We start from the raw sequence: 26153 nt of genomic DNA on the forward strand, positions 1-26153 counted from the left end.
TGCTACCGTGGAAGGCAGGATTCCCGCCATAGGCCGCACCGATGCGTTCGGGAACCAGAAGGGAAGCATCATGAACGTCGACGACAAGGACGCCACCGCAGCGCATGCCACACGTCCCATCATCACCATCGGGCTGCTCGACAACGACCCGTTCGCGCTCGCCTTCCTTGAACGCACCATCGACGAGCTCATGGACGAGGCGCGCGTCATCTGGAAGACCACGTCCGGGCGCGACGCGCTCGCCCGCTGCCTCGCCCCGGACACCGCGCCGAACGTGCTGCTGACGGACATGAGCATGGACGAACTATCCGGGCCGGCCGTATGCCGCGCCATCCGAGTGAAGACGGCCCGCGTCGCCATCCTCGCCGTCACCTCGTTCTCGCTTGCCGTCTACGCGTCCAAAGCGGCCGAGGCAGGCGCGCAGGGCATCGTGCCCCAAGCCGTCGAAACGCCGATCGTCGATGCGATCCGTGCCGTAGCGAACGGCGGCACATGGCCATCCGGCGCGATGGACGCCACGTTCGAGACGACGGCCGCCGCGCATGCGCGTCTCGCCGGCGGACGCACACCGAGACGGTTCCTCCTGTCCGACCGGGAGGCCGAGGCCATGAACCTGTGTTCGCGCGGTCTCGACACCGTCCGGATCGCAGCTGACATGCATGTCGGCGTCTCCACCGCCAAAACGTATCTGACACGCGCCATCCACAAGCTCGGCGTCTCCACGCGCGGCCAAGCCGTCGCCCTATGGACCGGTTCGGCGGAAGGCGAACGGTGAACGCCGCTCCGCCCGACGTGGCCCGCAATGGTCCGGGTCGCGCACTCCGCCGCGTACTCCGCCGCACGCTGCGCTGGACGCGCACCCACTGGTTCCGTCTCGCCATCGCCGCGTTCACGCTCGCCGCCACGCTGATCGAATGGGCGGCGATCCCGCCGGTCTACCCGTTGAACTTCCTGTTCTCCGCCGTGTCGGTCGTCGCCATCGTACTGTCGCCATTCATCCCACAGATCTCCGCGTGGCTCATCATCGCGACCGTGATCGCACGGCTGCCCGTACTCGACCTGTCCGGACCGAACCCGCTGTGGGCCGCATACCTGGCGCTCGCGATCATCGGCTACGACAGCGCCATCCCCGTGGCCGTGGCGGCGCTGCTGGCGGTGACGGTCGCCGAATGCGTGCCGGTGGCACTGAACACGTTCAACGCGCTTTCCGCCACATGGATCGGCATGGTCAACTATATCGGCATGTTCACGCTCGCCACGATGGGCGGCATGTCCTTCCGCTGGCGCAGACAGCGCGACGAGAGCCGTGAACGGACCATGGCCCTGGAACGCAGGCAGTGGGAGCTTGACATGCTGCAGCGCAACACGCGGCTCGCCTCCCGCATCCACGATTCCGCCAGCGGAGGACTGTCCTATATCGCGTTGACCGCGCAACGCGAACTGCGACGCATCGGCGACGACGCGCGGCGGGAGAACGAACGCCGGGACTGGCGGTTCGTCAACGACCAGGCGCTCGCGGTGCTCGATGAGATCCACCACGTCATCGACCTGCTCGAACAGCCGGAGAAGAATGCCGGCCCATTGGCCGCGGCCGATATCCCGTCGGCCACAGGCACCGCAGACCGGTCGGGGGACGCCGACCGGTCAAGGGACGCCGACCGTTCCCGACCCGGCCGGGCATCCGGCGAACCCTCCGGACGGGAGCTCGATCGACACGCCATCCGACAGGTACTGGACGAAGCCCAAGCCAGGCTCGCCCGGCTGGGATTCCCCGGTTCCATGGAATTGCGCGGCGCGCTCGCCCCAGATTGTTCCGCCCGGGCGGTCGGGGCCGCCATCAACCTGCTCGGCGAGATCGCCTCCAACATCACCCGCCATATGAGCGTGGGAGCCGGCGAATACCATTGCATGGTCACGTTGCGGGCGGACGCCATCGAAATCATGGAGACCAATCCGGCGTCAACCGGCGGCGAACATGACGGTGACGGCGGACTGAAACCCCATGGCAGCGGGCTTGCCATGCACCGACGCATGATTCACGACCTTGGTGGCGAGCTGAACACCACAGCCGAAGATGGCGACTGGATATTGTATGCCCGCATCCCCGTGCATCCAGGCTCATCGGAACTTCAGGAGCATGCGTCATGACCGGACATCGCGGCGGCGATCAACTTCATGAACGACGCCAACGCCATTCATGGAGAGGCATTGTTTTCAGCCTCATTCACTGGAATCGTCGCAACCTTGCGGTGGTGGTCATCCTCGTCGCAAGCCTGGCAATCGCCATACCGCTGGTCGCGTCGCTGCCGCGGCCATGGAGCGATGTGACACCCAACGCCCAAAGCGGTTCGGCCCGATCGTTGGCCACCGGCAGTGAACATCCCGAATTCACCGGACCACGCAAATACGAGGCGTTGAACGCATGGAACAATCTCCATACCGAACTCGGGCGTAGCGTACTCGAAGACGGCACGGTGACGGCGGACGAACTCGCCGCAGTGCGCAAGGCCTATAACGCATGTCTGTCCATCTACGGAATGCAGGTCAAAACGATCACGGACGGCAACGGGAATCCCATAGGCGAGAGCGTCGTGCCGATTCGAGGCTCGATGGACAGCGGACAGCGAACCTCGATCGCCGACCAATGCGGCATCGAATCCGATTACCGATGGCTGGAGCCATTGGCCGGCGCCCACTAGCTATATGGATCGTCATTGCATTGGGTCAATATGTCGTTGCTGTGCTCGCTGTAGTATCTGCCGCCCGGCTCGATGAACTGATTGATGAACCGCATGTGCTCATCTTCGCTGGAATTGACGGGAGGAATGTCGTCGGCGGTGAACTCATCGCCGACGACGCCTTTGCGGACGAGACACGCCGCCAGATCCCGACGCGCCTGTTCATTGCTTCTGTTGCGCAGCCGGCCATCCGGGTCCTTGGCGATGGCGCCATAGAGCGGCAGAATCCATGTGGTGCCGGATTCCTCGGCACAGGTGATGTCGCTTTCCTGATACCGTGCCTGTTCGGCGTCGCTGAGCCCGCCCGACATCTGTGAGCCGTCCAAGGTGATGTAGTCGAACACGAATCCGGCGTCCGCCATGCAGGACTCATAACGATGCAACGACTCCGTGGCCTCCGTCTCGGTGATTCGCCCATCGCGCAGCACATCCTGCGCGAACGTGTTGCCGGTGCCGCGCGCGCCATCATACACCAGTCGGAAATCCTCGGCCCATGGGCCGGAGAACGTCGGGTCGCTCTCGGACCGGTCGGTGGCGTTCATGGATGGTCCACAGCATGCCGCAATCATGCAAATCACGGTGGCGGTCAGCGTCGTGACGGATATTCGTCGTGCGGATATATGCTTCACATGCTTCATGGGAGGTCTCCTTCGCAGGTCCACCGTCCGGTCTTTCGACGTCATCGAAAGTCGACGGTTCATCGATCGGGACATCCTTGTCCATCGATGATTCCACGGTACGACTACCGGCCGTTGCCCGCACGCAGGTCCGTAATCCCCGAGGCTACACCGCTTCGATGGCCGCCGACTGACCAAGCGTAGGAAGCGGGTAGGCGCCTGAAACGAGAACGGCATCGGTCCCCACGATGGAGAGCCGATGCCGTCATGCGGAAGTCGGTCACTTCACCAGGCCGGTGAGCTCGCCGAGGTTGAGCTCGAAGCTCACGCCGCGCTCCTCGAAGTTCGGCTGGTGACGCGTGCTCTCCATCGCATGGCGCACGAACTCGCCGGCGATGCGCGCGGACTCGGCGAGGCCGCGGCCGGCCAGCACCGCGCCGCACAGCGCGGAGGCGAACGCGTCACCCGTGCCGTGGATCATGTACGGCAGCTTGTCGTGCGCGAGCTCGATCTTGCCTTCGGCGCCGGTGGACGCGCTGGCCACGTAGTTGACGATCTTGCCGTCGCCGTGGTCGATGCCCTTCAGCACCACGTTCTTCGCGCCGAGCTTCAGCAGCGCGTCCAGCAGGTCGGTGACCGCCGCGTCGTCGAGGTCCTGCCCCGGGTAGTCGCGCTTCGTGAGGATCGACGCCTCCGTCAGATTCGGCATGAGCACGTCCGCGCCGTCCGCGAGCGCGCCCATCGCCTCGCACAGTTCCGGCGTGTACGTCGGGTACATCTGACCGGCGTCGCCCATCACCGGGTCGACCAGACGCAGCGCCTTCGGGTACTCGCGGTACAGGCGCTGGATCAGCGCCACCTGTTCGGCGGAGCCGAGGAAGCCGGAGTACACGCCGTCAAGGTCGACGTTCTCCTTGCGCCACGCGTCGAGGTAGGCGGGGAGGATCTCCGTGGTGTCGTGGAAGGTGAACACCTCGTAGCGCGTATGCGCGGAGAACAGGGCGGTCGGCACCGGGCACACGTCGCAGCCGGCGGCGGACAGGATCGGGATGGCGGCGGTCAGCGAGCATTTGCCGTAGCCGCACATGTCGTGCACGGCGGCCACGCGCGGAATGTACAGGGGGTCACGGTCATACAGCGTGACATCGGTCATAATCGCTCCAATCAACGAATCGGACGGTCTCTTCCGGCCGTCCTCGACTTGCAACACCGCCGAGCGTAGTCCTTCCGTGAAACGGAGCGTACGCTGACGTCGTCCATGGTTCACATGGCGAGACGAACACGTCGGACGGGGTGCGGTTCGCACATGTCCTTGTCGATGGCGACGTCCGGCGCGATGACTCGTCGGGGAACGGGCGCATACGGCGTGTCGCAAGTTTCACGGCGTGGGATTCGGCATCGTCGACGAGCCGCGACGCCAATGATGCCAACGGATGATAAGACCCTATAGGCAACCCCGATAACGTCGGGCTTGCGGCGTGCGGGGCCGGGGTCGTACCTTCATAACCAACACCTCGCCAACCGCCGAACACGGCAGGCGGGTGGCGAAGAACAAGACCTCGCGACCAACCGACAAGGAGCACACATCATGGCCGAGAAGAACAAGAACTACCGTTTCGAAACCCTGCAGCTGCACGTGGGCCAGGAGCAGGCCGACCCGGCCACCGACTCCCGCGCCGTGCCGATCTACCAGACCACCTCCTACGTCTTCCACAACTTCGACCATGCCGAGGCGCGCTTCGGTCTCGCCGACCCGGGCAACATCTACGGTCGTCTGACCAACTCCACGCAGGGCGTGTTCGAGGACCGCATCGCCGCCCTCGAAGGCGGCACCGCGGGCCTCGCGGTCGCTTCCGGCGCCGCGGCCGTCGAATACGCGGTGCGCAACATCACCCAGTCCGGCGACCACATCGTCGCCGCGAAGAACATCTACGGCGGCACCTTCAACCTGCTGCGCCACACTCTGCCGCGCGACGGCATCACCACCACCTTCGTCTCCGCCGAGAACCCGCAGGAGTTCGAGGACGCCATCCAGGAGAACACGAAGCTCGTCTACTTCGAGACCTTCGGCAACCCGAACGCCGACCTGCCGGACTTCGAGGCCATCTCCGAGATCGCGCACAAGCACAACCTGCCGGTGATCGTCGACAACACGTTCGCCACCCCGTACCTGTTCCGTCCGCTCGAGCACGGCGCCGACGTCGTGGTCGAGTCCGCGACCAAGTTCATCGGCGGTCATGGCACCACGCTGGGCGGCGTGATCGTCGAAGGCGGCAACTTCGACTGGAACGCCGTGCCGGGCAAGTTCCCGACCCTCACCGAGCCGGATCCGTCCTACCACGGCCTCAACTTCTACGAGGCCCTGGGCGGTGCCGCGTTCGTGACCCGCATCCGCGCCATCCTGCTGCGTGACACCGGCGCCACCCTGAGCCCGTTCGCTGCGTTCCTGCTGCTGCAGGGCACCGAGACCCTGTCGCTGCGCGTCGAACGCCACGTCGAGAACGCGCTCAAGGTCGTCGAATACCTGCAGACCGTGCCTGAGGTCGAGTCCATCTCCCACCCGTCGATCGAGGGCCGTCCGGACCACGAGCTGTACAAGAAGTACTTCCCGAAGGGCGCCGGCTCCATCTTCACGTTCGACATCAAGGGCGGCAAGGACGCGGCGCGTGTCTTCATCGACAACCTGCACCTGTTCTCCCTGCTCGCCAACGTGGCCGATGCCAAGAGCCTCGTCATTCACCCGGCTTCCACCACGCACTCCCAGGAGACGCTGGAGGAGCTCGAGGATCAGGGCATCCACCAGGGCACCATCCGCCTGTCCATCGGCACCGAGAACATCGAGGACATCCTCGACGACCTCAAGGGCGGCTTTGAAGCGCTGCGCGCCTCCGGCCTCGCCAAGTGAGCCGATAGCCTCGGACGTCCATCCGTCGAAGGGGCGCCGCCGCGGGTCATGACGCGGATGGCGTGACGGGCGGACGTCCGAAAGCGGGGAAGGCTTCACCTGGACCTGTGAGCGGCGTGGGTGGTGATGATGCGATCGCATCATCACCACCCACGCCGCTCATCCATATCCGTCCGTCATCCTTGAGGATGACGGACGTCCGTCTCCGTGCCGTCGAAACCATCCCCGCGCACGATGGGGCGCGCGGGCCGACATCCATATCGTATGAACCATACGCCGGGAACGGTTCCCGGCCGCACGATATGGAGAGACGAATGTTCGACATGAACGCCCCGGCGTACATTCCGGGCGATGACGAGACCACGCCCGCCATCCAGGCGATCGACCTGACCAAGGACTACGGCGAGGGGGACAACGCCGTGCACGCGCTGCGCGGCGTGAACGTGAGCTTCGGCAGGGGACGGTTCACGGCGATCATGGGCCCGTCCGGTTCGGGCAAATCCACGCTCATGCACACGCTCGCCGGACTCGACACGGCCACGTCCGGGCGCGTGCTCTTCCAACGTCGCGACCTGACGCGACTGGACGACAAGCGACTCACCCTGCTGCGACGCACGCAGATCGGGTTCATCTTCCAAAGCTTCAACCTGCTGCCCATGTTCACCGCCGAACAGAACATCCTCATGCCGTTGACGCTCGCGGGCGCGAAACCCGACCGCGCATGGTTCCGCCTGCTCGTCTCCACGCTCGGCATCGAACGCCGCCTCGACCATCGCCCCACGGAACTGTCCGGCGGCCAGCAGCAGCGCGTCGCCATCGCCCGCGCGCTCATCGCCAAGCCGAAGCTCGTGTTCGCCGACGAGCCCACCGGCAATCTCGACTCCGTGTCCAGTGCGGAAGTGCTGTCGTTCCTGCGCCGTTCGGTCGACGAGCTCGGACAGACCATCATCATGGTCACGCACGACGCCGTGGCCGCCTCATACGCGGACCGGGCCATCGTGTTCGCCGACGGGCGCATCGTCGCCGACGAGACGCATCCCACCGCCGAGCGCATGAGCGAACTGCTCATGGAGGAACGCCGCGACGCGGGAGCACGCCACGCCGCCACGTCCCGCCACACCCGTTGAACCGGCCGTCTTCACGACGACGGGAAAGGATCAGACCAATCATGTTCCGCATCACCCTGCAGCTCATGCGCAAGACCGCGCGCACGCTCATTCCGGCGGGAATCGCCATTCTCATCGGCACCGCGTTCATCGCCGCCACGTTCCTGTTCGGCAACGCGATGAACGATGCGCTCATCCGCCAGCAGACCGCTATCTACGCGCAGGCGGACGCCCTCGTCCTGCCCGACCTGCCCGAACACCCCAGCGAACAGCAGACGGAGGAGGCGAACTCGCGCACCGTCGACGACTATCATCTCGACCGCATGCGCGCCGTGCCGGGCGTCACCGACGTGCGCGCCGTCGCAGCCTCGGAAATCGGCCTGTCCGCCTCCGGACGCCACGCCGACGGCTATGCGATCACCACCGCATCAGACCGCGACCTGCTGCCCGTGCACGTCACGCAAGGCGGCCAGCCCGCCGGCGACGGCGAGATCTCGCTGACCGAGCAGACCGCCGAACAGCTCGGCGTCCACGTGGGCGACACCGTGACCGTCACCGCCGAACGCGGGACGACGGCCGGCACGATGGGCGCGGAAGGCATCCGCGCGCGCGTCACCGGACTGACGCGCGACACGGGCGGCGCCTTCCCGTACTACGGCGGCGCCGCCATCCTCTCCGACGACCTCATGGCCCGGTGCAACGGCGTCGACGGATTCGGGAAGGTCAACGCCACCTCGGTCTACCTCGCCCTCGACCGGGACGCGGACACCGCCGCCATCTCCAGGCTCCTGCCCGCATACAGTCATCTCGTCGACCGTGCCGAGGCGAACCGGCTCGCCATGGCATCCCTCAGCGCCAACGGCACCGACGTGGCCACCACGTTCCTCATGAGCTTCGGCATCCTCGCGCTGCTCGTCGCCGCACTCGTCATCGCCAACACATTCCAGGTGCTCGTCGCCCAACGCCGGCGCACCCTCGCGCTGCTGCGCACCATCGGCGCCAGCCGCGGCCAGATCCGCGCGTCCGTCCTGTGCGAGGCCACGATCCTCGGTCTCGCCGCCTCCGCGATAGGCGTGGCGGTCGGCATCGCGATCATGGCCATGCTGTGCGCCACGGGAATCCTGAAACCGGCGTCCGGCGCCTCCCTGCGGCTCGTCGTCACCTGGCCGGTGTTCGTCATCCCCATCGTCTTCGGCGTCGCCATGACTGTGATCGCGTCCCTCGGCTCCGCGCGCTCCGCCACCACCGTCACGCCGCTTGAGGCCATGCGCCCCATCGAACTCGCCGCCACGCGCCGTGGCGGACGCGTCCGCGGCATCCTGTCCGCGCTCATGATGGCCGCCGGGCTTGCCCTGTGCGCGTTCGGCGCATGGCAGATGCGCCTGTCCGCGGCGGGGCGTGCGTCATACGCCGACGATTATTACAGCATCGTCCTGCTCACCGCGATGGGTGGCTGCGCCCTCGTGTTCGTCGCGCTCGTCGTCTCCGCCATCCACTGGATGCCCGTCCTCATGCGCGGCGCCGGCGTGTTCGCCTCCACAGCCGGCCCCAGCGCCGTCATCGCCGACGCGAACGTGCGGAAGAACCCGCGCAGGGCCGCCGCCACCGGCACCGCGCTCCTCATCGGCGTGACCCTCGTCGCCGCCATCGCAACCGGAGCCACGAGCGCCAAAACCACCATGAACGAGGCGCTCGCCGCCCGCTACAGCGTGGACATGGTCGCCACCGCCACCAGCCTGACCGACGCGCAGGTCGCCAAGGTACGACGGGTCCCGGGCGTCAAGAACGTGCTGTCCGCGCCCACCGCGGTCCGCGACGTCACGGACCGCAAGGGAAAGCAACTGACCGTGCTGCTCGTCGGCGTGCCCGACGCCCATGCGTTGTCGCGTGTCCTGCACGCCGACCTGCATGGCGTGCGCCTGACCGAATCCGGTGTGCTCATGCCCGAATACACGTCGTTCGGAGGTGCCATCGATTCCGGTTCCATGGCGTCCGACCTGCGGCTCGACGTCATCCAAGCCGACTACCGACGCGTCAGCGCCGACTATGATGCCGTCGCATTCGTCACCGACACGCATTTCACCGACGGCGACCTCGCCGCGCAAGGGCGCATGCTCCTCGCGAGCGTCGATGCCGAGACAGCCGGAACGAGCGTCGGCGTCGTCCTCGACGACGTCCGCTCCGCACTCTCCGCCAGCGCGGACGCCAAGGTGACCGGACCCATCGCCGAACGAGCCATGTGGGACACGAGCATCGACATGCTGATGGCCTTGCTCGTGGGACTCACCGCCGTGGCCGTGCTCGTCGCGCTCGTCGGCGTCGCCAACACGCTGTCCCTGTCCGTCATCGAACGCACCCGAGAGTCCGCCACACTACGCGCCATCGGCATGACCCGCAGCCAGCTGCGCCGCTCCCTGGCCGTCGAAGCGCTCCTGCTCACCCTCGTCTCCGGAGTCTCCGGAGTCATCGTCGGCACCGTGTTCGGATGGTTCGGCTCCTACATGGTGTTCAGCCTCTACGGCACGGTGGCGATGCCCGTCGCGTGGGGTGCCGATGGCGCCGTGCTCGCGGTCGCCGGCCTCGCCGCCCTCCTGGCCAGCATCCTGCCCGCGCGTCGCGCCGTCCGCGTGCCGCCGGTGGAGGCGCTCGCCGAAGCCTGACGGCGCAATGGTGCGGGCCACGGGAGTCCGGGCCCGCACTCCCGTGTGCTCACACCAGGTGGTTCTCGTAGGCGAAGACGACCGCCTGCACACGGTCGCGCGCGTTGATCTTCGCGAGGATGTGTGCCACATGCGTCTTCACGGTGGGCAGCGAGACGAACAGCTTGTCGGCGATCTCCCGGTTGTTCAATCCGCGCGCGATCTCGACGAGCACCTCGCGTTCGCGGTCCGTGAGCAGTTCCAGCTCCGGATCCGTATAGCCGGCACCTCCGCCCGCCGCATAGCCGTCGCACGTCATCTTCTCGATGAGCCGCTTCGTCGCGGAGGGGGCGATGACCGCGTCACCGCGGAACACGGTGCGAATCGCCCCCAACAACGCCTCCGGCTCCGTGTCCTTGAGCAGGAAGCCCGAGGCGCCCGCCTCGATCGCCGCCATCACGTATTCGTCCAGATCGAACGTGGTGAGGATGATGACGCGCGTCGGACGCGTGCAATCGTCGGAACCATCGGAACCGTCGGAGCCGTCCGATCCGTCGCCGGTCCCGTCTGCGCAATTGCCCGCGGTGATGCGCCGCGTCGCCTCGATGCCGTCCATGCCGGGCATGCGCACGTCCATCAACACCACGTCCGGATGCCTCGTCGCGGCCACAGCGACCGCCTCATCGCCGTCGCCCGCCTGCCCGACGACCTCCATGTCCGGCTGCGAGCCGATCACCATCGCGAAGCCGGCGCGCACCAGCTCCTGATCATCCGCCACGACGACGCGTATGCTCCGATTCGTTTTCTCGTTCATACATCCCACAGTAACGGTTCCGACGCGTGCACATCGGCAGATCACACCCTGGCCCGAATCATCGGGGATCATCCTGAGTCATTCGGAATCACTCCAATCATATTCGATCGCGACGCCGATGGCCGTTCACCGTCCCGCGCGCCTCCCAACTGTTCGTCCAACGAGGCCGCCGGAGCCAGACGCATCGGCGCATCACCGCCACGGGCGGATAGGCTCGCGTCTCCCGCCTCGTCGGAGAATCCGGTCTCGCGCAGCATCGTCAGCAACCCGCGCATGTGCGCGAGCGCATCCCGCCCCTGCCGGCCGATCGCCGCGAACGATGCGGCGATGCGTTCGGGGGAGGGCGGCTCGGTCCCGTCCAGTATGACCAGTCCCTCGGCTGCGCTGGCGGCGACCGTCTCCAGCGTGTCTGCGATGCGGGCGCGCATGGCAGCGCCGATGCGCTCGCGCTCCAGATTCGCCGCGAGCACCTTGCGACGCTCCTGTTCGGCGCGCAGCGCCTCCTCGCGCTGCCGCAGTACGAGCACGTTCGCCCCGCGCGAACGCCGCCAGCGCGCCAGCGCGACGCACGCGAAGCCCACGATCATGACCACGCCGCCCATCATCATCAGACCGAACAGGAACGCCGGCCACGGCATCGTCGTGGGAATGGATGCGGAAGCAGCGGCGGCGGAAGAGGACGTGTACCGTGCGAACAACGCGGGCAGCGAAGGGACTCCATTCCAGGCGGCCGTAATCTTCACGCCGCACAGCAGCGCGTCGGCCGCCATCACCGGCACGACCCACCGCCACGCCGTCTCGCGACCATACAGCACCGCCGCGTACACGAGCACGAACGCGAACAGGTCGACGGTCAGGAACGTGTCGATGACCAGCATCTGCAGACAGGCGAGCGTCGCCATCGCCGCCGCGCTCGCCTCGGGGAAGCGGCGGCGGAACGCCAACGGCAGCGTCATGACGAGCGTCAGCAGGAACGCCGTCGCGTATCCGGCCACGCCTTGCAGCGCCGGCCACGACAGTGCCAGTTCGTTGACCGTCGCGTTCGTCAGCAATACCGTCAATGCCAGTGCGGTCAGCGAGTCCACGAGCAGGTAATGCCGTTGCATCCACCATGCGATTCGCCCGATCATGTCAGGCGCGCTGGCTGTGCCGGTCGTATAGGTGCCGTTGACGTCGCCGTCTGCGGCGAACCGGAACGAACGCAGCCGCGCCGACAGCCACCGCAGCCACCGCTGCCACGACGCGAACGGCACGACGCTGAAACGTGAGGGACGTGTGGGCATGGAACCCTCGCTTGTCGGCATGAGCGGCAGCGTCGCCGCGACCGTGAAGCCGACGGCGGAACAGGCATCCCGACCGCTGGCGGAACCGTCGCCGGGTCCGGCCGCGAACGTGCCGCCGGCCGCCTCGACGCGTTCCCGCATGCCGATCAGACCATAGCCGGGTGCATGGCCGTCCACTGCCGATGCCGATCCCCGCCCGTCATCATGGACGCGGATCGACATCGAGTCGGCCGACCACGTCTCGTCGACCGTCACCTGCGTGCCGTCGCCGGCATGGCGGCGCACGTTCGACAACGCCTCCTGCACGAGACGGAACACGGCCGTATCCGCATCGGGGGAGAGCCGTTCCGGCCGCGCCTCTCCCTCCACATGGCGCGTGACCGGCGGATGACCGTCGAACAACGCGTCGATGTCCACGTACCCGGTGCCGGAACGCTCCCGGAACGCATCGAACAACCGGTCCATATCATGCCGTGCATGCGTCGCCTCGTCGCGGATCGTCGTCATCGTCCGCCGTGCGAGCTCGACGTCACGAGCGCCCGCATAGCGTCCGCCATCCGATTGGACGATGATCGTGGACAGCGTGTGCGCGACGACGTCATGCATGTCCCGGGCGATGCGCGCCCGTTCCGCCAATGCCGCGATGCGCGTCTCCTCCGCCTCGCGCGCCTCAATCGACGCGTTGCGCTCGCGCATCGCCTCCAACGTCTCACGCGTCGCGCGTCGCCACAACGCCGTCACGACGACGCCGCTGATACAGGCGAGAATCACGCCGCCCAATGCAACCGCATCGCGCAGGACCCTATCCCCGGCGCCGGAGCCGCCGGCCGTACCGGACACCGGATTCAGATCGAACGCCACCGCCCAGACGCAGGCCGTCATCACACCCATGACGAACGCCGCCACGACGAAACGCACGGTGTGACGGCGCTCGCCGTGCAACAGCACGGAATACAGCATGAGCGGCGCGACGAAATCGCCATAGACGGCAGCCGGCCCGAACAACAGATGCGCGGAGACGACCGCGACGAACGCCCACGCCGCGGGTTCGGGGCGGAACCGGCGCAATGCCAACGGAATCATCTCGACAAGCGACCACACAGCCAAGGCGGTCTTCCCGCCGGGGAACAACAGGCCCGGCTGCGCGCCTTCCGTCGAACCCACGAGCGGCATCAGCAAGACGGACAACGCCAACGCGAGCAACGTGTCCGGCACCAGCACATGGGCGCGGCACCACGCCGCCAACCGTCTCATTCCATCCATGCGCCCAACACTAGCCGCCACGGCCATACGGCCGCCATCCTCCCCGAGGATGAACGACCGGAAGGCGGCGGAACGTGGGCGTATGCCCGCGTCGGGCCGCGCCGTGGCGGCGTATCCTTGATTCGGACAAGCATCACGGAACCATCACGACCACCACGGGGAGGCCGACCACACATGACACTGCTCAGCGAATACCATGTGCCGGGACTGCACATCGAGGATCGTTCCATCGACGTGCCGCTCGACTGGACCGGCCACGAACCCGGTCGGGGATTCGACGGGAAAACCATCAAACTGTTCTACCGTGTCGTCACCGCACCTGAACACGTGCACGACGACCTGCCGCTGCTCGTCTTCCTGCAAGGCGGTCCCGGCGGCGCCGGCCCGCGCCTGTTGAATCCGACGAGCGATGGATGGATCGAGGAGGCCATCAGACACTTCCGCGTCATCCTGCCCGACCAGCGCGGCACCGGACGCTCCAGCCGCATCGACACGCACACGATGCGCCGCATCGCCGCCGCATACGACGACGCGGCCGGTACCGTCGCCGCCGGCGGCGCGGGACCGGCTACGGCCGCGGCGCGCGCGCAGGCCGACTATCTCAAGCACTTCCTCGCCGACTCCATCGTGCGCGACTTCGAACACCTGCGACGCACCGAATTCGACGGACGCAAGTGGACGACGCTGGGACAGAGCTACGGCGGATTCCTCACCCTCACCTACCTGTCCCTGTACCCGCAGGGCATCGCCGCGAGCTTCACCACCGGCGGCATCCCGCACGTGCCCGCCGACGCCACCGAAGTATACGAACACACGTTCCCGCGCATGGCGATGAAGACCGCGCGGTTCTACGAACGCTACCCGCAGGACAGGGAGCGCGTCGCCGCGCTCGCCGACATGCTGCCGACCGTCGTCGAGGTACGGGACTTCACCGGGCGCCTCACCGACACCGTGCTCGGACCGATGGCGTCCGACGGCATCGGACGCAGACTCGGCGTGGTCGCCGGCATGGCCGCGCACGGATTCCCGCTGCTGCCCAACGGCGACCCTCTGACCGTCGAACGACTCCAATGCCTCGGCTCCGATTTCGGCATGAAGCCGAGTTTCGAACGCGTCCATTGGATCCTCGACGACGCGTTCGCCGAGGCCGACGGCTCCGTGCCGGGGCCCGGCCGCGATGGCGCGACGCTCACCGACGAATTCCTCGCCAAGGTGATGAACGCCACCTCGTCGCGGCCCCTCTACTGGCCGCTGCAGGAGTTCATCTACGCGAACGGCGAACTCGACGAGCCGATCCGCTGGGCGGCGCAGCGCGTACGCGACACGCACCCCGAATTCGATGCGGGGGAGCGGCCGCTCACGTTCACCGGCGAAGCCATGTTCCCATGGATGTTCGAACAGGAGGCAGCGCTGCGCCCGTTCAAGCCGGCGATGGACGTGCTCATGGAAGACACGCGCTTCGGCGTGATCTACGACGAGGACCAGCTCGCCCGCAACGAGGTGCCGCTGCAGGCCGCCGTCTACTTCGACGACATGTACGTGGACTCGGGTCTCCAGCTCGACACGCTGAGCCGCGTGGGCAACAGCCACTACTGGGTGACGAACGAGTTCGAGCACGACGGCCTGCACGGGTCGGTCGTGTTCCGCCACCTGTGGGACGAGGCGCTGGGCAGGGGAGACCTCGCGGAGCTGCTCTGATCTCCCCGAAACATCTCTCCCCGAAACATCGACGGCGCTATGATGGCGTGCGGATAGCACGGCACCTAGGGAAAGGCTACGGACGGATATGACCGATCTGAACGACATCACCATAGGATTCATCGGCTACGGCAACATGGCCCAGGCCATCGCGCGCGGACTCGTCGACGCGGGCGTCGTGCGCGGTGGGCAGATCGTCGCCTGCGCCGCCCACTGGGACAAGCTGGAGGCCAGCACGGCCAGACTCGGCGCACGTCCGCTGCACAACGCGCTCGAGGTCGTCGTCGCGGCCGATGTGGTCGTCGTCGCGATCAAGCCGTACCAGATCGAGAGCGTGGTCGGCCCGCTCGCCGCGGAACTCGCCAAGCCCGGCAAGATCGTCGTGTCCATCGCCGCCGGATGGGATTTGGAGCGGTACCGGAACCTGTTCGCGGGAGGTGCCGATGGCGCCGCGGACGGCATGCACGTCCAGTGCACGATTCCGAACACGCCGATGGCCGTCGGCAAGGGCGTGCTCGTCACCGAGACCGCGAACACGCTGACCGAGGAGGAGACGGCGACGTTCGAGGCGCTGTTCTCGCCGATCAGCCTCATCGAACGCGTCGACACCGCGCACATGACCATCGCGATGGTCGTCGCCGGCTGCGCTCCCGCGTTCACCGACATGTACATCGAGGCGCTCGGCGACGCCGGCGTCAAATACGGTCTGCAACGCGCCGCCGCCTACCGCCTCGCCGCGAAGATGGTCGAAGGCGTGGGCGCGCTCTATATGGCGACCGGCGACCATCCCGGCGCGATGAAGGACGCGGTCTGCTCGCCCGGCGGCACCACGATCCGCGGCGTCGCGAAGCTGGAGAAGGACGGGTTCCGCGGCGCTGTCATCGACGGCGTCGACGCGATCATGGAATAGCCTCCGCGCGGAGGATCAGGCATGTCTCCGGTGTGTCATGGGCAGGTCGACCATGACACACCGATCAGTGCCGGCCGACCCGTTCGAACCGCAGGGCGAACGTGGCCAGCAACGCCACCGCGGCCATCGTGAACGGCAGACCGGCGAGACCGATGATGTGGTAATCCATGCCGGAGGCGTTCAATGCCATGCCGCCGACCAATGACCCGACGGCGTTGCCGCCATTGAAAGCAATCTGCACGGCCGCTCCGCCGATGAGTTCGCCGCCGCCCTTGCCGGCCTCGGCCATCAGCAGCATCTGAGGGCCGTTGATGAAGAACAGGCCGAACGCGATCCAGAAGGTCAGCAGGGCGCAGGTGGCCATGTTGCCGGGCGTCAGGAACACCAGAAGCAGACCGATCGCGGAGATCGTCTGGCCCAGTGCGGCGGTCGCGGAGTGCAGCCAACGATCGGCCATATGCCCGCCCGACAGGCCGCCAACCACCATGCCGAATCCGGCGAGCATCATCAGCAGCGGCACGAGACGCGAATCATAGCCGCCGGTCTTCTGCAGCCACGGGGAGACGTAGCTCCACCAGCAGAACACGCCCGAATTGCCGACGAACACGGCGCCGAGCACCAGCCACGGGCCGGGCTTGGCGAGGAAACGGAACTGTCCGGCGAGGCCGGCGTCGGGCACGGCCGGAATGAGCGGCATCCACGCCAGGGTGAGGACGATCGTGAGTCCGGCGCCAGCGGCAAGGATGATGAAGGCCAGACGCCAGTCGAGGTATTCGGCAAGCAGCGTTCCCGCCGGGACGCCGAACATGTTGGCGAGCGTCTGACCGGTGACCATCACGGAGACGGCCTTGCCTTCGCGTCCCTTGTCCGCCAGCGCCTTCGCGATCACCGTGCCGGTGCCGAAGAACGCGCCGTGCGGCAGTCCCGCGATGAACCGGGCGGCGATGAGCACCGTGGCGTTCGGCGCCGCCGCGCTCATCGCATTGCCGGCGAGCGCAAGCGCCATGAACAGGATGACCAGATGCTTCGGACTGGTCTTGCGTCCGAACACCAGCATCGTCACGCCGACGCACACGCCGATGGCGTACGCGGAGATGAAATGGCCCGCCGTCGGGATGGAAACGTTCGTGGCGGCCGCCGCCTGGGGCAGGATGCCCATCATCACGAATTCGGCGGCGCCGAGCACGAAGGCCCCCGCGGCGATGGACAGCAGACTTCTCTTCACGTGTGCTTCCTCTTCTCTGCAGTGCGATCGATCTCGGATAGAGTATATTCATCACCGCCGAAGGCGTCGCATGCGCCGTGTGCTTCCGGATGCTGTCAGGTCATGCCGCTCGTATTTCGGCGGGATTGTTCCGCTCCGTGGCGGGACACGATGTGTGCCGTCAGCTGTCCCCGTGTTCCGTTATTCGTGGTGGATTGAAACCATGATTCCTATCAAAGGAGAGAGAACCATGAAGAAGATCATCGCGGCCATCGGGGCGATCGCGTTGCTGACCGGACTCGCCGCATGCGGTGGTGGCGCGGGTACGGATACGGCGGCCGGCTCGAGCGTGAAATCGGAGTCGTCGAAGACGCAGAAAGCACCGGAGCCGCAACCGAAGCCCGCCGATCTGACCGGCACGTGGAAGCAGGTCAACTCGAACAGCGAAGACACGTATATGCAGGCCACGGTCACGGCCGACGCGATCAAGGTTGAATACGTCATGCCCGACACCACCGCACTGTTCTGGGCCGGCAGCTATGCGGCGCCCTCCGAAGCGGGTGATTGGACGTGGGACTCCGCCAACGACCACACGCAGACGCAGGATGCGCTGCTCGCGTCGAACGATGACACGAAGACGTTCACCTACACGGATTCGTCCAAGGAACTGAGCTTCCCGATGACGATGCAGGGCGTCACCGCCACCATCAGGCTGCAGAAGCAGTGACTGATGCCGGTGCGTGCTCCGGTGCCCGGTCCGTAATCGGGCGCCGGAGCACACGTCAATCATCTGTCTGGGTTGGACGGGCCGACGGGTCGTTCGGGTTTGGATTGTTCTCCCTTGACCGGGATTTTTGGCTTTTCGCGGTTGAGTGCGAGAAACGGGGTGCGAGAAACGGGGTCTCCCTCAACGTGTCGGGAGCGGGTTTTCGGATTGGGGGAGAGACCGTTTCGCCCGGCCGATGGGGGTCGAACCCGCATTCGCCCTTGTTGTTCCGTGTTGCCCGTCGTCGGAAGGGTGTCTGGGGTTGGAAAGGACGTGTCTGAGGATTCGCATGGCGTTGTGCGACGGGGGTCCAGGCCGGTGACCGTGGGGACTCGATGTGGTGTTCCGGATTCCGGTTCCGGGCTCGCCGGTCGGGCGCAGTGGGCCGGAGCCGGCGCTTCCGCTTCGACGGGGAGCCGTCGTATCCGTCCCGGTAGGACGGCATGCGCCGATACCCGATATATGCCCCGATGCCGCCGAATCCCGGAGATCAATGGCTTCGTCCGGGATTGCTGAACGCCGGCTTCCTGCCGTTAGGCCTCGGGGGCGTGGCGGATTCGGGAGATGGGCGGCTCCGTCCGGGAGTTCTGACGCTGGGATGGGCGGCGGTGCGCCACAACGGCGTACGGGGATCGTGTTGTGGCACAGCGGTGCGCCACAACACGGTTGCGGGAGGCTGTTCGCGGGAGTTGTGGCGCGTTATGAGGGCCCGTCTGCTCCACGACTCGCGGTGGGAACGATACCGGCTTCTGTTGTGGAGCAGGCCCGCTCCACAACAGGGGCGGAACCCGGGATTGCGGGGAGTTGTGGCGCACTTTACGGGCCGGGAACACTGGAAACAGGGGTTTGCACGGGGGTTGCTGCGGGAGGCTGCTCCACAACAGGCTCTCCGGCACGTGTTGTGGAGCAGACCCGGCCGGGATGCGGGGATGGGAAGCCGCGCCAGCGCGCATCCGCCGCACACACCCCGAAAACGGCTGGCCTACGATTGAACCGAACGGCCCACGCCTGAACCGGCCAGCCCAGCAGCGACGAACGCCGGATTGCGACTCGCAGCCACCCTCCGGCGCTACACGCCACCTCCCGCCAGCTGGAGAGGGGCGACAACCACAGGCGCACGATCCATACACACCATAATGCGAAGAGCCCTATAATCCGTTCTCGTTCGTTTCGGATTCATTGAGAGCGAACTCCAGTTGTCTATATATCGATTTTTGGCGTTTTCGATACATAGAAGAGTAATATTCGTGTTCCAAACTGTATGGGACGATGGCAACGGGCGCAAACTCCATGACGGCGCATACCCCGAATCGGAGATCCAGGTGCAACTCACCAAATGGATAGCCCTGCTCACCAACCCGAACATGCCGCCGATACTCCGGGCCGTGATGTGCCACTACGCATTCGAATACATCCACCCGTTCTACGACGGCAACGGGCGCACGGGACGTTTTCTCCTGGCATTGCAGCTGAGCAAGCATCTGAGCGTGCCCACCGTGATATCGCTCAGCCCGGTCATAGCCGACGCTAAAGGCCAGTACTACAAGGCGTTCGACGACGCCCAATTCCCATTGAACTGCTCCGATGTGTCCCTGTTCTGCTACCGGATGGTGAAATTCATCATCACTGCGCAGAAGAACATCATCTCCGACTTGGGAAACAAATGGGGCATGCTGACAGCCGCCCACGACAAACTCAGCAGGTACGCCGAACAGGAGAGCCTGTCCGTCGACCAGAAGGAAGTCCTATTCTATCTGCTGCAGGTGGAACTGTTCGACAACAATCCGCATCCGGCATCCCGCAAGGAACTGTGCTCGTGGCTCGAGGCCGGGAGCACCAGGCTTATGAGCTCCATCAACGCTCTCCTCGCCCTAAGCCTCCTGCAGGAGCACGGCAAACGGCCGATACGGTATTCATTGTCGGAAACGGCCCGCGGTCAATTCCTGCAGTAATAAAAAACCCCAGTGCGTCACGGCTCAATCAAAGACCGTCCGGAGAGACCCATTGGGGAATTTCATTGAGTATGCTCATGGAGTATGAGCCGACAGCCAAACATCCCATCCACTGATTCACGTTCTATGTGGTTGGACTCGGAATCTCCGGAACCGGAGGATCTGCCAAGGGCGGAGTTCATGACGCCCGGGCCGGAGCGTGACCGGCTGGTCGCGTTCATTCTCGATGGCGTGAAGATCGCCACGTCGTCGCTGCTGATTGACTACACGGAAAGCGGCGAACCATTGCCGTGCGTCGGTGACAGGTCCGTATTGGTGGATTCCGACGGGCGCGGCGTGGCGGTATTGGCTACCACCGATGTCGCCGTGACCCGGTTGGGTGATGTCACCGACCGTCAGGCGTTGGATGAGGGCGAGGGTGACATGACTGCGGCGCAATGGCGGCATACGCACGAGACGTTCTGGAACTCCGATGAGTACCGTGCCGGGTTCGCCGACCCGTGTTTCGTGCTCGACGACGATACGCTCGTGGTGTTGGAGCATTTCACCGTCGCCGAACGGCTGTAACCGAACGAATCGACAATAAGAGGGGAGTCCCGTCTACCTTGAGCCATGTGACTATCGATGTCAGGCCGATCGAGCCGCGTTGGTATGAGGAGAAGGCCGCGGTGCAGTCGCGTACGTGGCGCGAACTGAATCAGGGAAAGATCAGCCAGGAGATCGTCGATGCAATCACACCGGAATTCGCGCTCCGGCTCACGCAACGCCACGCAAGCGATCCCGATCAGGTCACGCTGGTGGCGTTGGACGACGGTCATGTGATCGGATTCGCGGAACTGCTGCGCACGCCACGTCCGCCGATCGACCGACCCGAAGCGGCCGAACTGGCCTCGCTGTACGTACTGGCCGACCGGCATCGGCACGGCATCGGACGCGCGCTCGTGGACGCCGGACGGCAGGCGATCGGTAACGACCGGCTCGCCTTGTGGATCGTGGGATTCAACACGAATGCGCAAGGCTTCTACCGGCACATCGGCTTTCACGAAACCGGCCTCACCCAGACCGAGGACATGGGCCCCGAACTGGAGATGATCAACTACTGACCGTTTCTCATCCCCACGGATGAGAAACGGTCAGGACGGCTGGCAAAGGTTCATACCATAGCCTGATAGTCGGGCGCGCGTCCGCTCCGTACTCTCGGAAGCATGAACATGAACACCGCAACAGCGCAATCCCAGCAGCCCCAGCCCCTGATGGCGCCGGCACAACAGCACCAGCAGACCATGCAACGGCAATGGCCCCCGGTCATCGAAGCCCGCGATCTGGTCATGGACTACACCGCCGATATGGCCCGCGCGCAGGCCGATCATCATGTCGCCGGCATAATGCCAGCCAACACGGGCGCCGCCAACAGTCAACCCGGATTCGCCTCGCCCTCGTCCTCACCCGCTATGCATACGCTCGCCCTGAACCATGTGAACTTCACGCTGGGCGAAGGTGAAATGGTCGCCGTCATGGGCCCGTCCGGCTCCGGCAAATCCACGCTGCTGCACGCGCTCGCCGGCATCATCAAACCGACCGCCGGCACGGTGACCTTCCGCGGCTCGAACCTGAACGCCATGAGCGACGCCGACCGCACCAAACTGCGCCGCAACGCATTCGGCTTCGTATTCCAATCCGGCCAACTGCTGCCCGAACTGCCGGCCGTGGAAAACATCGCCCTGCCGATGATGCTCGACGGCACGCCATACCGCACCGCCACGGACACCGCCATCCTATGGCTGGAACGCATGGGCCTGCGCGCGCTCGCCAACCACAGGCCGGGGGAGATGAGCGGCGGACAGATGCAGCGCATCGCCATCGCCCGCGCGCTCGCCGTGAAACCGGCCGTGGTGTTCGCCGACGAGCCGACCGGCGCGCTCGACCAAAACACCGGACGCGAAGTGATGAGCATCCTGATGGCCGCCGCACACGACAACGGCGCCGCCGTGGTGGTCGTCACCCACGACCCCAACGTGGCCGGCTTCTGCTCACGCACCGTCATGATGCGGGACGGACGTCTGCTTCAGACAGACGGCACCCCCAACTCCGTCCCGACCGGCGGAACCATCATGCCGGCAGGAGGTGCGCGATGAGCACATTCGCCCTCTGGCGCCTGTTCCACCGCCCCGGCTCACGTGGCGGCACCGGCCACACCTCGGCACTGGCGATCATCGCCTTCGCAGCCGCCACCGCCATATTCCTCACCGTGCTCGGCGGCGTGCACGGCTTCATCTGGCGCGCTTCGGCAGACCATACCACCGCCTGCATGTTCGACCTCGACGCCTGCCGGCCCGACACGGTAGACGCATGGAAACAGCAGGTCAGCGATCCGTCGAATCCGGCCCAGTTCTACGGCGCGTATGTGGCATTGGCGGCATTCGCCTGCATGCTGCTCGTCGTGCCGTTCGTGGCGCTCGCCGGTTCCGCCGCACGACTGGCGGCCTCCCGTCGCGACGTCCGTCTCGCTGCGCTGCGTCTGGCCGGCGCGACCACGGGTCAGGTGGTTCGCCTTACCGCGCTCGACGCCGCAGGTCAGACGCTGGTCGGCGCGCTCATCGGCATTGTGGGCTACTTCGCCCTGATACCGGTGATCATGCTGATTCCGTTCCAAGCGCAGCATTTCACGTTCGAACAGCTGTGGGTCGGCTCGTTGGCACTGGTCGCCACGCTGGCGGGCGTGGCCGTGCTGGCGTTGGTCTCGTCTCTGGTCACCTTGCGCCGTGTGGCGATCACCCCGCTTGGCGTCACCGCGCGCACCGCCACGGCATTGCCTTCGGGCGGCCGCATGGTGCTGTTCGCGGTGGTCATGATGGTGGCCGTGATCGCTTTCAAGAGCCCGTCTTTGTTGGCTCAGGCCGGTCGGGCGGTGGCGTATGCCGTGGTCATCGGTTTCATCCTGCTGTGCTTCGCGCTGGTGAACCTCGTGGGCTCCTGGGTGGTCGCCGCCCGTGCCAAGGCCAAGATTAAGCGGCCCAAGGATGCGGCCACGATGATCGCCATGCGTCGTATTCTCGACAATTCGAAACGTGCGTGGCGTGACGTGTCCGGCATCGCACTGGCCGTATTCATCGCCGGCATCACCTCGATCTGCGGGTTCCTCGGATCGGCCGCCACGGCTGGCGACGCCAACGACCCGTCCATCGTGTTCGTTCGCGACATCGGTACCGGCGGTGTTCTGACGCTGGTGTTCGCCGCAGTGCTCGCTGCGGTCAGCTCCGGCGTGATGCAGGCCGGCAGCGTCTACGATCAGGCCGACGAATACCGCATGCTGATGCTGGAAGGCACGGATGCCAAGACTCTGAACCGTGCGCGATTCATCGAGGTGCTCACTCCGCTCAACATCGTGGTGATCGTATCGGGCGGCTGTTCCATGCTGCTCATGGCTCCGCTGTTCGCCGTCTCGATGAGCGAACCGGCCACGCTGGCCAGCTTCTTCGGTGGGCTTGCACTGTGCTATGCGCTGGTCTCCGTTGGCGCGTTCGCATCCAACCGTGTGGCGGCCACGCTCAATCTGACCGATTACCGGGTCGACGACTGAGGCGAGTGGTGCTGAAAGCGTGGCGATGAAGGCAGACGACAATCACAGGACGATACTCATCGTGAGCGTCGCGGTACTCGTATTCGTCGTCACGCGGATTCTGCTCATTATCTGTGCCGGTCTCTGGACCACTATGTTCGTCGTTGCTTCGAGGTTCGACTTCAAACCGTTGTGGTATATGGCATGCGATCCGGCACTATGGCGATTGCCGGTGTCTATCTGCCCAGCAACTCGTCGTGACTGCCGGTTCGCATGAACACGGCGGTTCCGTCGTTGCGTATCCATAGGAGCAGCCAGTCACCGGCATTGCCGATGTGACATTCCAGCACGCCGGACAGATCGCCGGTGAGCGTATGGGCCCGGTGCCTGCGTCGCAGCGTCTCTTTGGACTGCCTTTCGATTCTTGTTCAAACCTGTTCTTCACGGGTTTGATGGTCGATTCCTGTTTCACGGGGCGTCTTCGATGCGACGACATGGTCGTCGCATGTCGGATTGGTGTCGCCCTCCGCAGGCATGAGTTCGGGATAGTTCGCCATCCCTACATGAAGTATGTTCAATGCGGCGTTCATGTCCCTGTCGAGGTTGAGTCCGCATTTGCCGCACCGGTATGTGCGTTCGTTGAGCGGCATGGGTTTCCGATTGCCGCAGTCGGAGCATGTTTGGCTGCTGGGATACCAGCGGTCGATGTCGATGACACGGGTCTTGTAGGCGAGCTGCCGGTGGAATTCGCCCATGCTTGCGTCGATGACGCTTTTCGCCAATCCGCTTTTCGCCTTGCGCCCGTTTCGCAGATGCCGGCCGGGATGCTGTGGGTCGGGTCGCTTGGCGGGTTTGCGCGTCATGCCTTGGATATTGAGGTTCTCCATGAAGCAGAGAACGTTCCGTACCGCCAGCTCGTGGGTAGCCTTATGGAGCCAGTCCGCACGTTTGCAGGCGGTTCGGTACTGATAGCGGGCCAACAGGTCGCTCGCTTTGCGACGGTTGTTGGATCCCGGCTGTTTTCTGCTTAATGCCCGTTGGAGATGCTTCAGTCGTCTCTCCCGTCGGCGCAATGTTCCCGGATTGTCGATGACGGTGCCGTCCGAACATGATGCGATGGTTTTCACTCCCATGTCGATGCCGATGATGTTTCCGCCTTGGTTTTCGCGCGGGGTTTCCTCGATGTCGCAGGAGATGGAAGCGAACCAGTATCCGGCTTTGCGGCTGACGGTCGCATTGTTGATCTTGATTACCCGGTCTTCATACCTGAACCTTTCCTTGAGTCGTAGTTCCAATCCTTTCGGCAGTCGTAGCGTCCTGTCGTGGACTTTGACCACCGACCCGTCGATTCGGAAGGAGTCACGGATGCCTTTCTTGTGGAACCGTGGGTGGGCGGCACGTTTCGCATACATGTTCCTGAACGCCGTATCCAGGTCCTTGATGGCTGCTTCCGGCACCCATTTGCTGCATTCCGTGATGAACGGGAACATGTCGCGTTTGACCGCGTTGAACCATTTCTTGATCGAGTAGTAATTGTGTTTCGCCGTCCCGTTCTCATAGTCGGCGTTCCATTGCGCGAGGCACGTGTTGTATGCGAGCCGGCTGATGCCGCACCAGCGTGCTAGCGTGTTCGCCTCGCGATTATTGACCTTCAACCGGGTTTTGAACGTGCGCTGCATCAGTCGTCGCCTTCCTTGTCTCCGAGGAGGTCGCGGCTTGTTTTATACCTCCGAAGTCCGTAGAGGCGGCATGAATAGGTGTGGATGATGCTCATCAGATCCTCGACCATCTCCTGCTGGGGACTCATGTCGGGACGGTTGGCGACGATGATTTTCGCACCGTATTCGTTGGCGAGGTTTTGGATGAGATCGAACCCGAATCGTGCGAGCCTGTCCTTGTGGGCGACTATCAGGGTGCCGATTTCGCCGTCGATGATGCCGTTGATGATTCGCATGAATTTCGGCCGGTTCATGTTCATGCCCCCGCCGACTTCCTCCACGACCTCGTAGATGTAGCCGCGGGCGGTGGCGAAGTCCATCATGGCTTTCTTTTGTTCGGAGAGGTCGTTTTTCTGGTTTGCGCTGCTGACGCGACAGTAGACGACGCATTTCTTTTCCGCATTCTGATGCTGTAATCCAAGCAGTGCCGCGACGTCCTCCTGGCTATAGCGGCGGTGTCCTCCCCTGGTTCTTGCCGGTTTGATTTGGCCGCGCTTCTCCGCCCGGTAGGCGGTGGAGGCGCTTACCCCGGTGCGTTCGAGGAATTCAGCCAAACTAAAGTATGTCATAGTGAATAGTCTAGCATAGGTTTGAGTAGATATTAATCAGCTAGGAAATGCTCTGCTGTATCCTCAAGCACCAGTCGAACAACCTCTTTCAATGCGTGTAGGTCGGCGTGCCTGCGTTTGAGTCTTTTGATGTCTCTCTGGAACGCGGCGGTGTAATCCGGTTTGAGCATCGTCAGATTCCCAGCGAGTCGAACATTTCGTCGGCGTTGTTGAACCTCGGCTTGCCGGAGGCAAGCTTGTTCTTCGCTTCATCGAGAGACTGCATGGTCTCGTCCGGCACTGTCGCATAGGAAAGATTGGGCGCTATTGCTGTTTTCGTGGGTGTCGGTTCGTCGTTGAGCCAGTTCGTCGTTGAGCCGTTGATTCCGTAAGCGTAAGGGGCGTTCCCGCGTATTCTGTTTTCCGACCAAAG

Annotated in this window: 22 protein-coding genes and 1 pseudogene; 14 read left to right on the forward strand and 9 right to left on the reverse strand. The window is 64.8% G+C overall.

What is annotated here, in order from left to right; all coding sequences use genetic code 11:
* The first annotated feature begins 70 nt into the window (after positions 1 to 70).
* From AC1AYR_RS10305 to AC1AYR_RS10315, 3 genes are read left to right on the forward strand one after another with little or no spacing between them, the layout of a single operon-like run.
* Complete coding sequence (locus AC1AYR_RS10305; RefSeq protein ID WP_476512552.1) at positions 71 to 775, forward strand: response regulator transcription factor; 705 nt, start codon at positions 71 to 73, stop codon at positions 773 to 775.
* Positions 772 to 2148 (forward strand): sensor histidine kinase, encoded by a 1377-nt coding sequence (locus AC1AYR_RS10310; RefSeq protein WP_476512551.1) that lies wholly within the window; start codon positions 772 to 774, stop codon positions 2146 to 2148. Before AC1AYR_RS10305 ends, AC1AYR_RS10310 begins: the two co-directional genes overlap by 4 nt.
* Positions 2145 to 2699, forward strand: coding sequence for a hypothetical protein (locus tag AC1AYR_RS10315; RefSeq protein ID WP_476512550.1), 555 nt, complete (start codon positions 2145 to 2147; stop codon positions 2697 to 2699). Before AC1AYR_RS10310 ends, AC1AYR_RS10315 begins: the two co-directional genes overlap by 4 nt.
* Here the strand turns inward: AC1AYR_RS10315 and AC1AYR_RS10320 are convergent.
* The gene (locus AC1AYR_RS10320) at positions 2696 to 3280 is read right to left on the reverse strand and encodes a hypothetical protein (protein ID WP_476512549.1); all 585 of its coding nucleotides are present in this window, start codon (positions 3278 to 3280) and stop codon (positions 2696 to 2698) included. The two genes, AC1AYR_RS10315 and AC1AYR_RS10320, sit on opposite strands and share 4 nt — an antisense overlap.
* A gap of 355 nt (positions 3281 to 3635) precedes the next feature.
* Entirely contained in the window at positions 3636 to 4508 is an 873-nt protein-coding gene (locus AC1AYR_RS10325) for a pyridoxamine kinase (protein WP_476512548.1), read from the reverse strand.
* A 435-nt stretch (positions 4509 to 4943) separates the two neighbouring features.
* On the opposite strand from AC1AYR_RS10325, the gene AC1AYR_RS10330 reads away from it, so the two are divergent.
* The 3 genes from AC1AYR_RS10330 (at position 4944) to AC1AYR_RS10340 (ending at position 10026) form a co-directional block, all read left to right on the forward strand.
* Entirely contained in the window at positions 4944 to 6260 is a 1317-nt protein-coding gene (locus tag AC1AYR_RS10330; RefSeq protein WP_476512547.1) for an O-acetylhomoserine aminocarboxypropyltransferase/cysteine synthase family protein, read from the forward strand.
* 314 nt (positions 6261 to 6574) lie between these two features.
* Positions 6575 to 7387, forward strand: coding sequence for an ABC transporter ATP-binding protein (locus tag AC1AYR_RS10335; protein WP_476512546.1), 813 nt, complete (start codon positions 6575 to 6577; stop codon positions 7385 to 7387).
* A gap of 41 nt (positions 7388 to 7428) precedes the next feature.
* Positions 7429 to 10026, forward strand: a complete 2598-nt coding sequence (locus AC1AYR_RS10340) for an ABC transporter permease (protein WP_476512545.1) — start codon at positions 7429 to 7431, stop codon at positions 10024 to 10026.
* Positions 10027 to 10075: 49 nt separating this feature from the next.
* On the opposite strand, the gene AC1AYR_RS10345 is transcribed toward AC1AYR_RS10340, so the two are convergent.
* Both AC1AYR_RS10345 and AC1AYR_RS10350 read right to left on the reverse strand, forming a co-directional pair.
* Positions 10076 to 10819 (reverse strand): response regulator, encoded by a 744-nt coding sequence (locus AC1AYR_RS10345; protein ID WP_476512544.1) that lies wholly within the window; start codon positions 10817 to 10819, stop codon positions 10076 to 10078.
* Positions 10820 to 10887: 68 nt separating this feature from the next.
* Positions 10888 to 13365 carry a sensor histidine kinase gene (locus AC1AYR_RS10350; RefSeq protein WP_476512543.1) on the reverse strand — a complete coding sequence of 826 codons (2478 nt, stop codon included), beginning with the start codon at positions 13363 to 13365 and terminating at the stop codon, positions 10888 to 10890.
* 174 nt (positions 13366 to 13539) lie between these two features.
* On the opposite strand from AC1AYR_RS10350, the gene AC1AYR_RS10355 reads away from it, so the two are divergent.
* Positions 13540 to 15063 (forward strand): alpha/beta fold hydrolase, encoded by a 1524-nt coding sequence (locus AC1AYR_RS10355; protein WP_476512542.1) that lies wholly within the window; start codon positions 13540 to 13542, stop codon positions 15061 to 15063.
* Between the two features lie 88 nt (positions 15064 to 15151).
* Positions 15152 to 15973 carry a pyrroline-5-carboxylate reductase gene (proC, locus tag AC1AYR_RS10360; protein ID WP_476512541.1) on the forward strand — a complete coding sequence of 274 codons (822 nt, stop codon included), beginning with the start codon at positions 15152 to 15154 and terminating at the stop codon, positions 15971 to 15973.
* Positions 15974 to 16037: 64 nt separating this feature from the next.
* Here proC and AC1AYR_RS10365 read toward each other — a convergent pair whose 3' ends face one another.
* Positions 16038 to 17198, reverse strand: a complete 1161-nt coding sequence (locus tag AC1AYR_RS10365; protein ID WP_476512540.1) for an MFS transporter — start codon at positions 17196 to 17198, stop codon at positions 16038 to 16040.
* Positions 17199 to 17427: 229 nt separating this feature from the next.
* Here AC1AYR_RS10365 and AC1AYR_RS10370 point away from each other — a divergent pair, with 229 nt between their 5' ends.
* The 6 genes from AC1AYR_RS10370 to AC1AYR_RS10395 all read left to right on the forward strand — a co-directional run bounded on the left by AC1AYR_RS10370 (position 17428) and on the right by AC1AYR_RS10395 (position 23475).
* Positions 17428 to 17904: a hypothetical protein gene (locus AC1AYR_RS10370; protein WP_476512539.1), complete on the forward strand. Its 477-nt coding sequence runs from the start codon at positions 17428 to 17430 to the stop codon at positions 17902 to 17904.
* A gap of 1286 nt (positions 17905 to 19190) precedes the next feature.
* Positions 19191 to 19895, forward strand: coding sequence for a Fic family protein (locus AC1AYR_RS10375; protein WP_476512538.1), 705 nt, complete (start codon positions 19191 to 19193; stop codon positions 19893 to 19895).
* Between the two features lie 180 nt (positions 19896 to 20075).
* Positions 20076 to 20462, forward strand: a complete 387-nt coding sequence (locus AC1AYR_RS10380) for an ASCH domain-containing protein (RefSeq protein WP_476512537.1) — start codon at positions 20076 to 20078, stop codon at positions 20460 to 20462.
* 47 nt (positions 20463 to 20509) lie between these two features.
* The gene (locus AC1AYR_RS10385; protein WP_476512536.1) at positions 20510 to 20998 is read left to right on the forward strand and encodes an N-acetyltransferase family protein; all 489 of its coding nucleotides are present in this window, start codon (positions 20510 to 20512) and stop codon (positions 20996 to 20998) included.
* A gap of 108 nt (positions 20999 to 21106) precedes the next feature.
* Positions 21107 to 22030, forward strand: a complete 924-nt coding sequence (locus tag AC1AYR_RS10390) for an ABC transporter ATP-binding protein (protein ID WP_476512562.1) — start codon at positions 21107 to 21109, stop codon at positions 22028 to 22030.
* Entirely contained in the window at positions 22027 to 23475 is a 1449-nt protein-coding gene (locus AC1AYR_RS10395; protein ID WP_476512535.1) for an ABC transporter permease, read from the forward strand. Before AC1AYR_RS10390 ends, AC1AYR_RS10395 begins: the two co-directional genes overlap by 4 nt.
* A gap of 215 nt (positions 23476 to 23690) precedes the next feature.
* Here AC1AYR_RS10395 and AC1AYR_RS10400 read toward each other — a convergent pair.
* From AC1AYR_RS10400 to AC1AYR_RS10415, 4 genes and pseudogenes are all read right to left on the reverse strand, one after another.
* Positions 23691 to 23864, reverse strand: a pseudogene (locus AC1AYR_RS10400) (type II toxin-antitoxin system RelE/ParE family toxin); the annotation flags it as partial.
* A gap of 18 nt (positions 23865 to 23882) precedes the next feature.
* Positions 23883 to 25133, reverse strand: coding sequence for an RNA-guided endonuclease InsQ/TnpB family protein (locus AC1AYR_RS10405; protein ID WP_476512534.1), 1251 nt, complete (start codon positions 25131 to 25133; stop codon positions 23883 to 23885).
* Complete coding sequence (locus AC1AYR_RS10410; RefSeq protein WP_476555172.1) at positions 25133 to 25726, reverse strand: IS607 family transposase; 594 nt, start codon at positions 25724 to 25726, stop codon at positions 25133 to 25135. Before AC1AYR_RS10410 ends, AC1AYR_RS10405 begins: the two co-directional genes overlap by 1 nt.
* A 187-nt stretch (positions 25727 to 25913) precedes the next feature.
* Positions 25914 to 26135, reverse strand: coding sequence for a hypothetical protein (locus AC1AYR_RS10415; protein WP_476512561.1), 222 nt, complete (start codon positions 26133 to 26135; stop codon positions 25914 to 25916).
* Positions 26136 to 26153 lie beyond the last annotated feature (18 nt).

The sequence above is a fragment of the Bifidobacterium sp. LH_417 genome, from assembly GCF_056357035.1.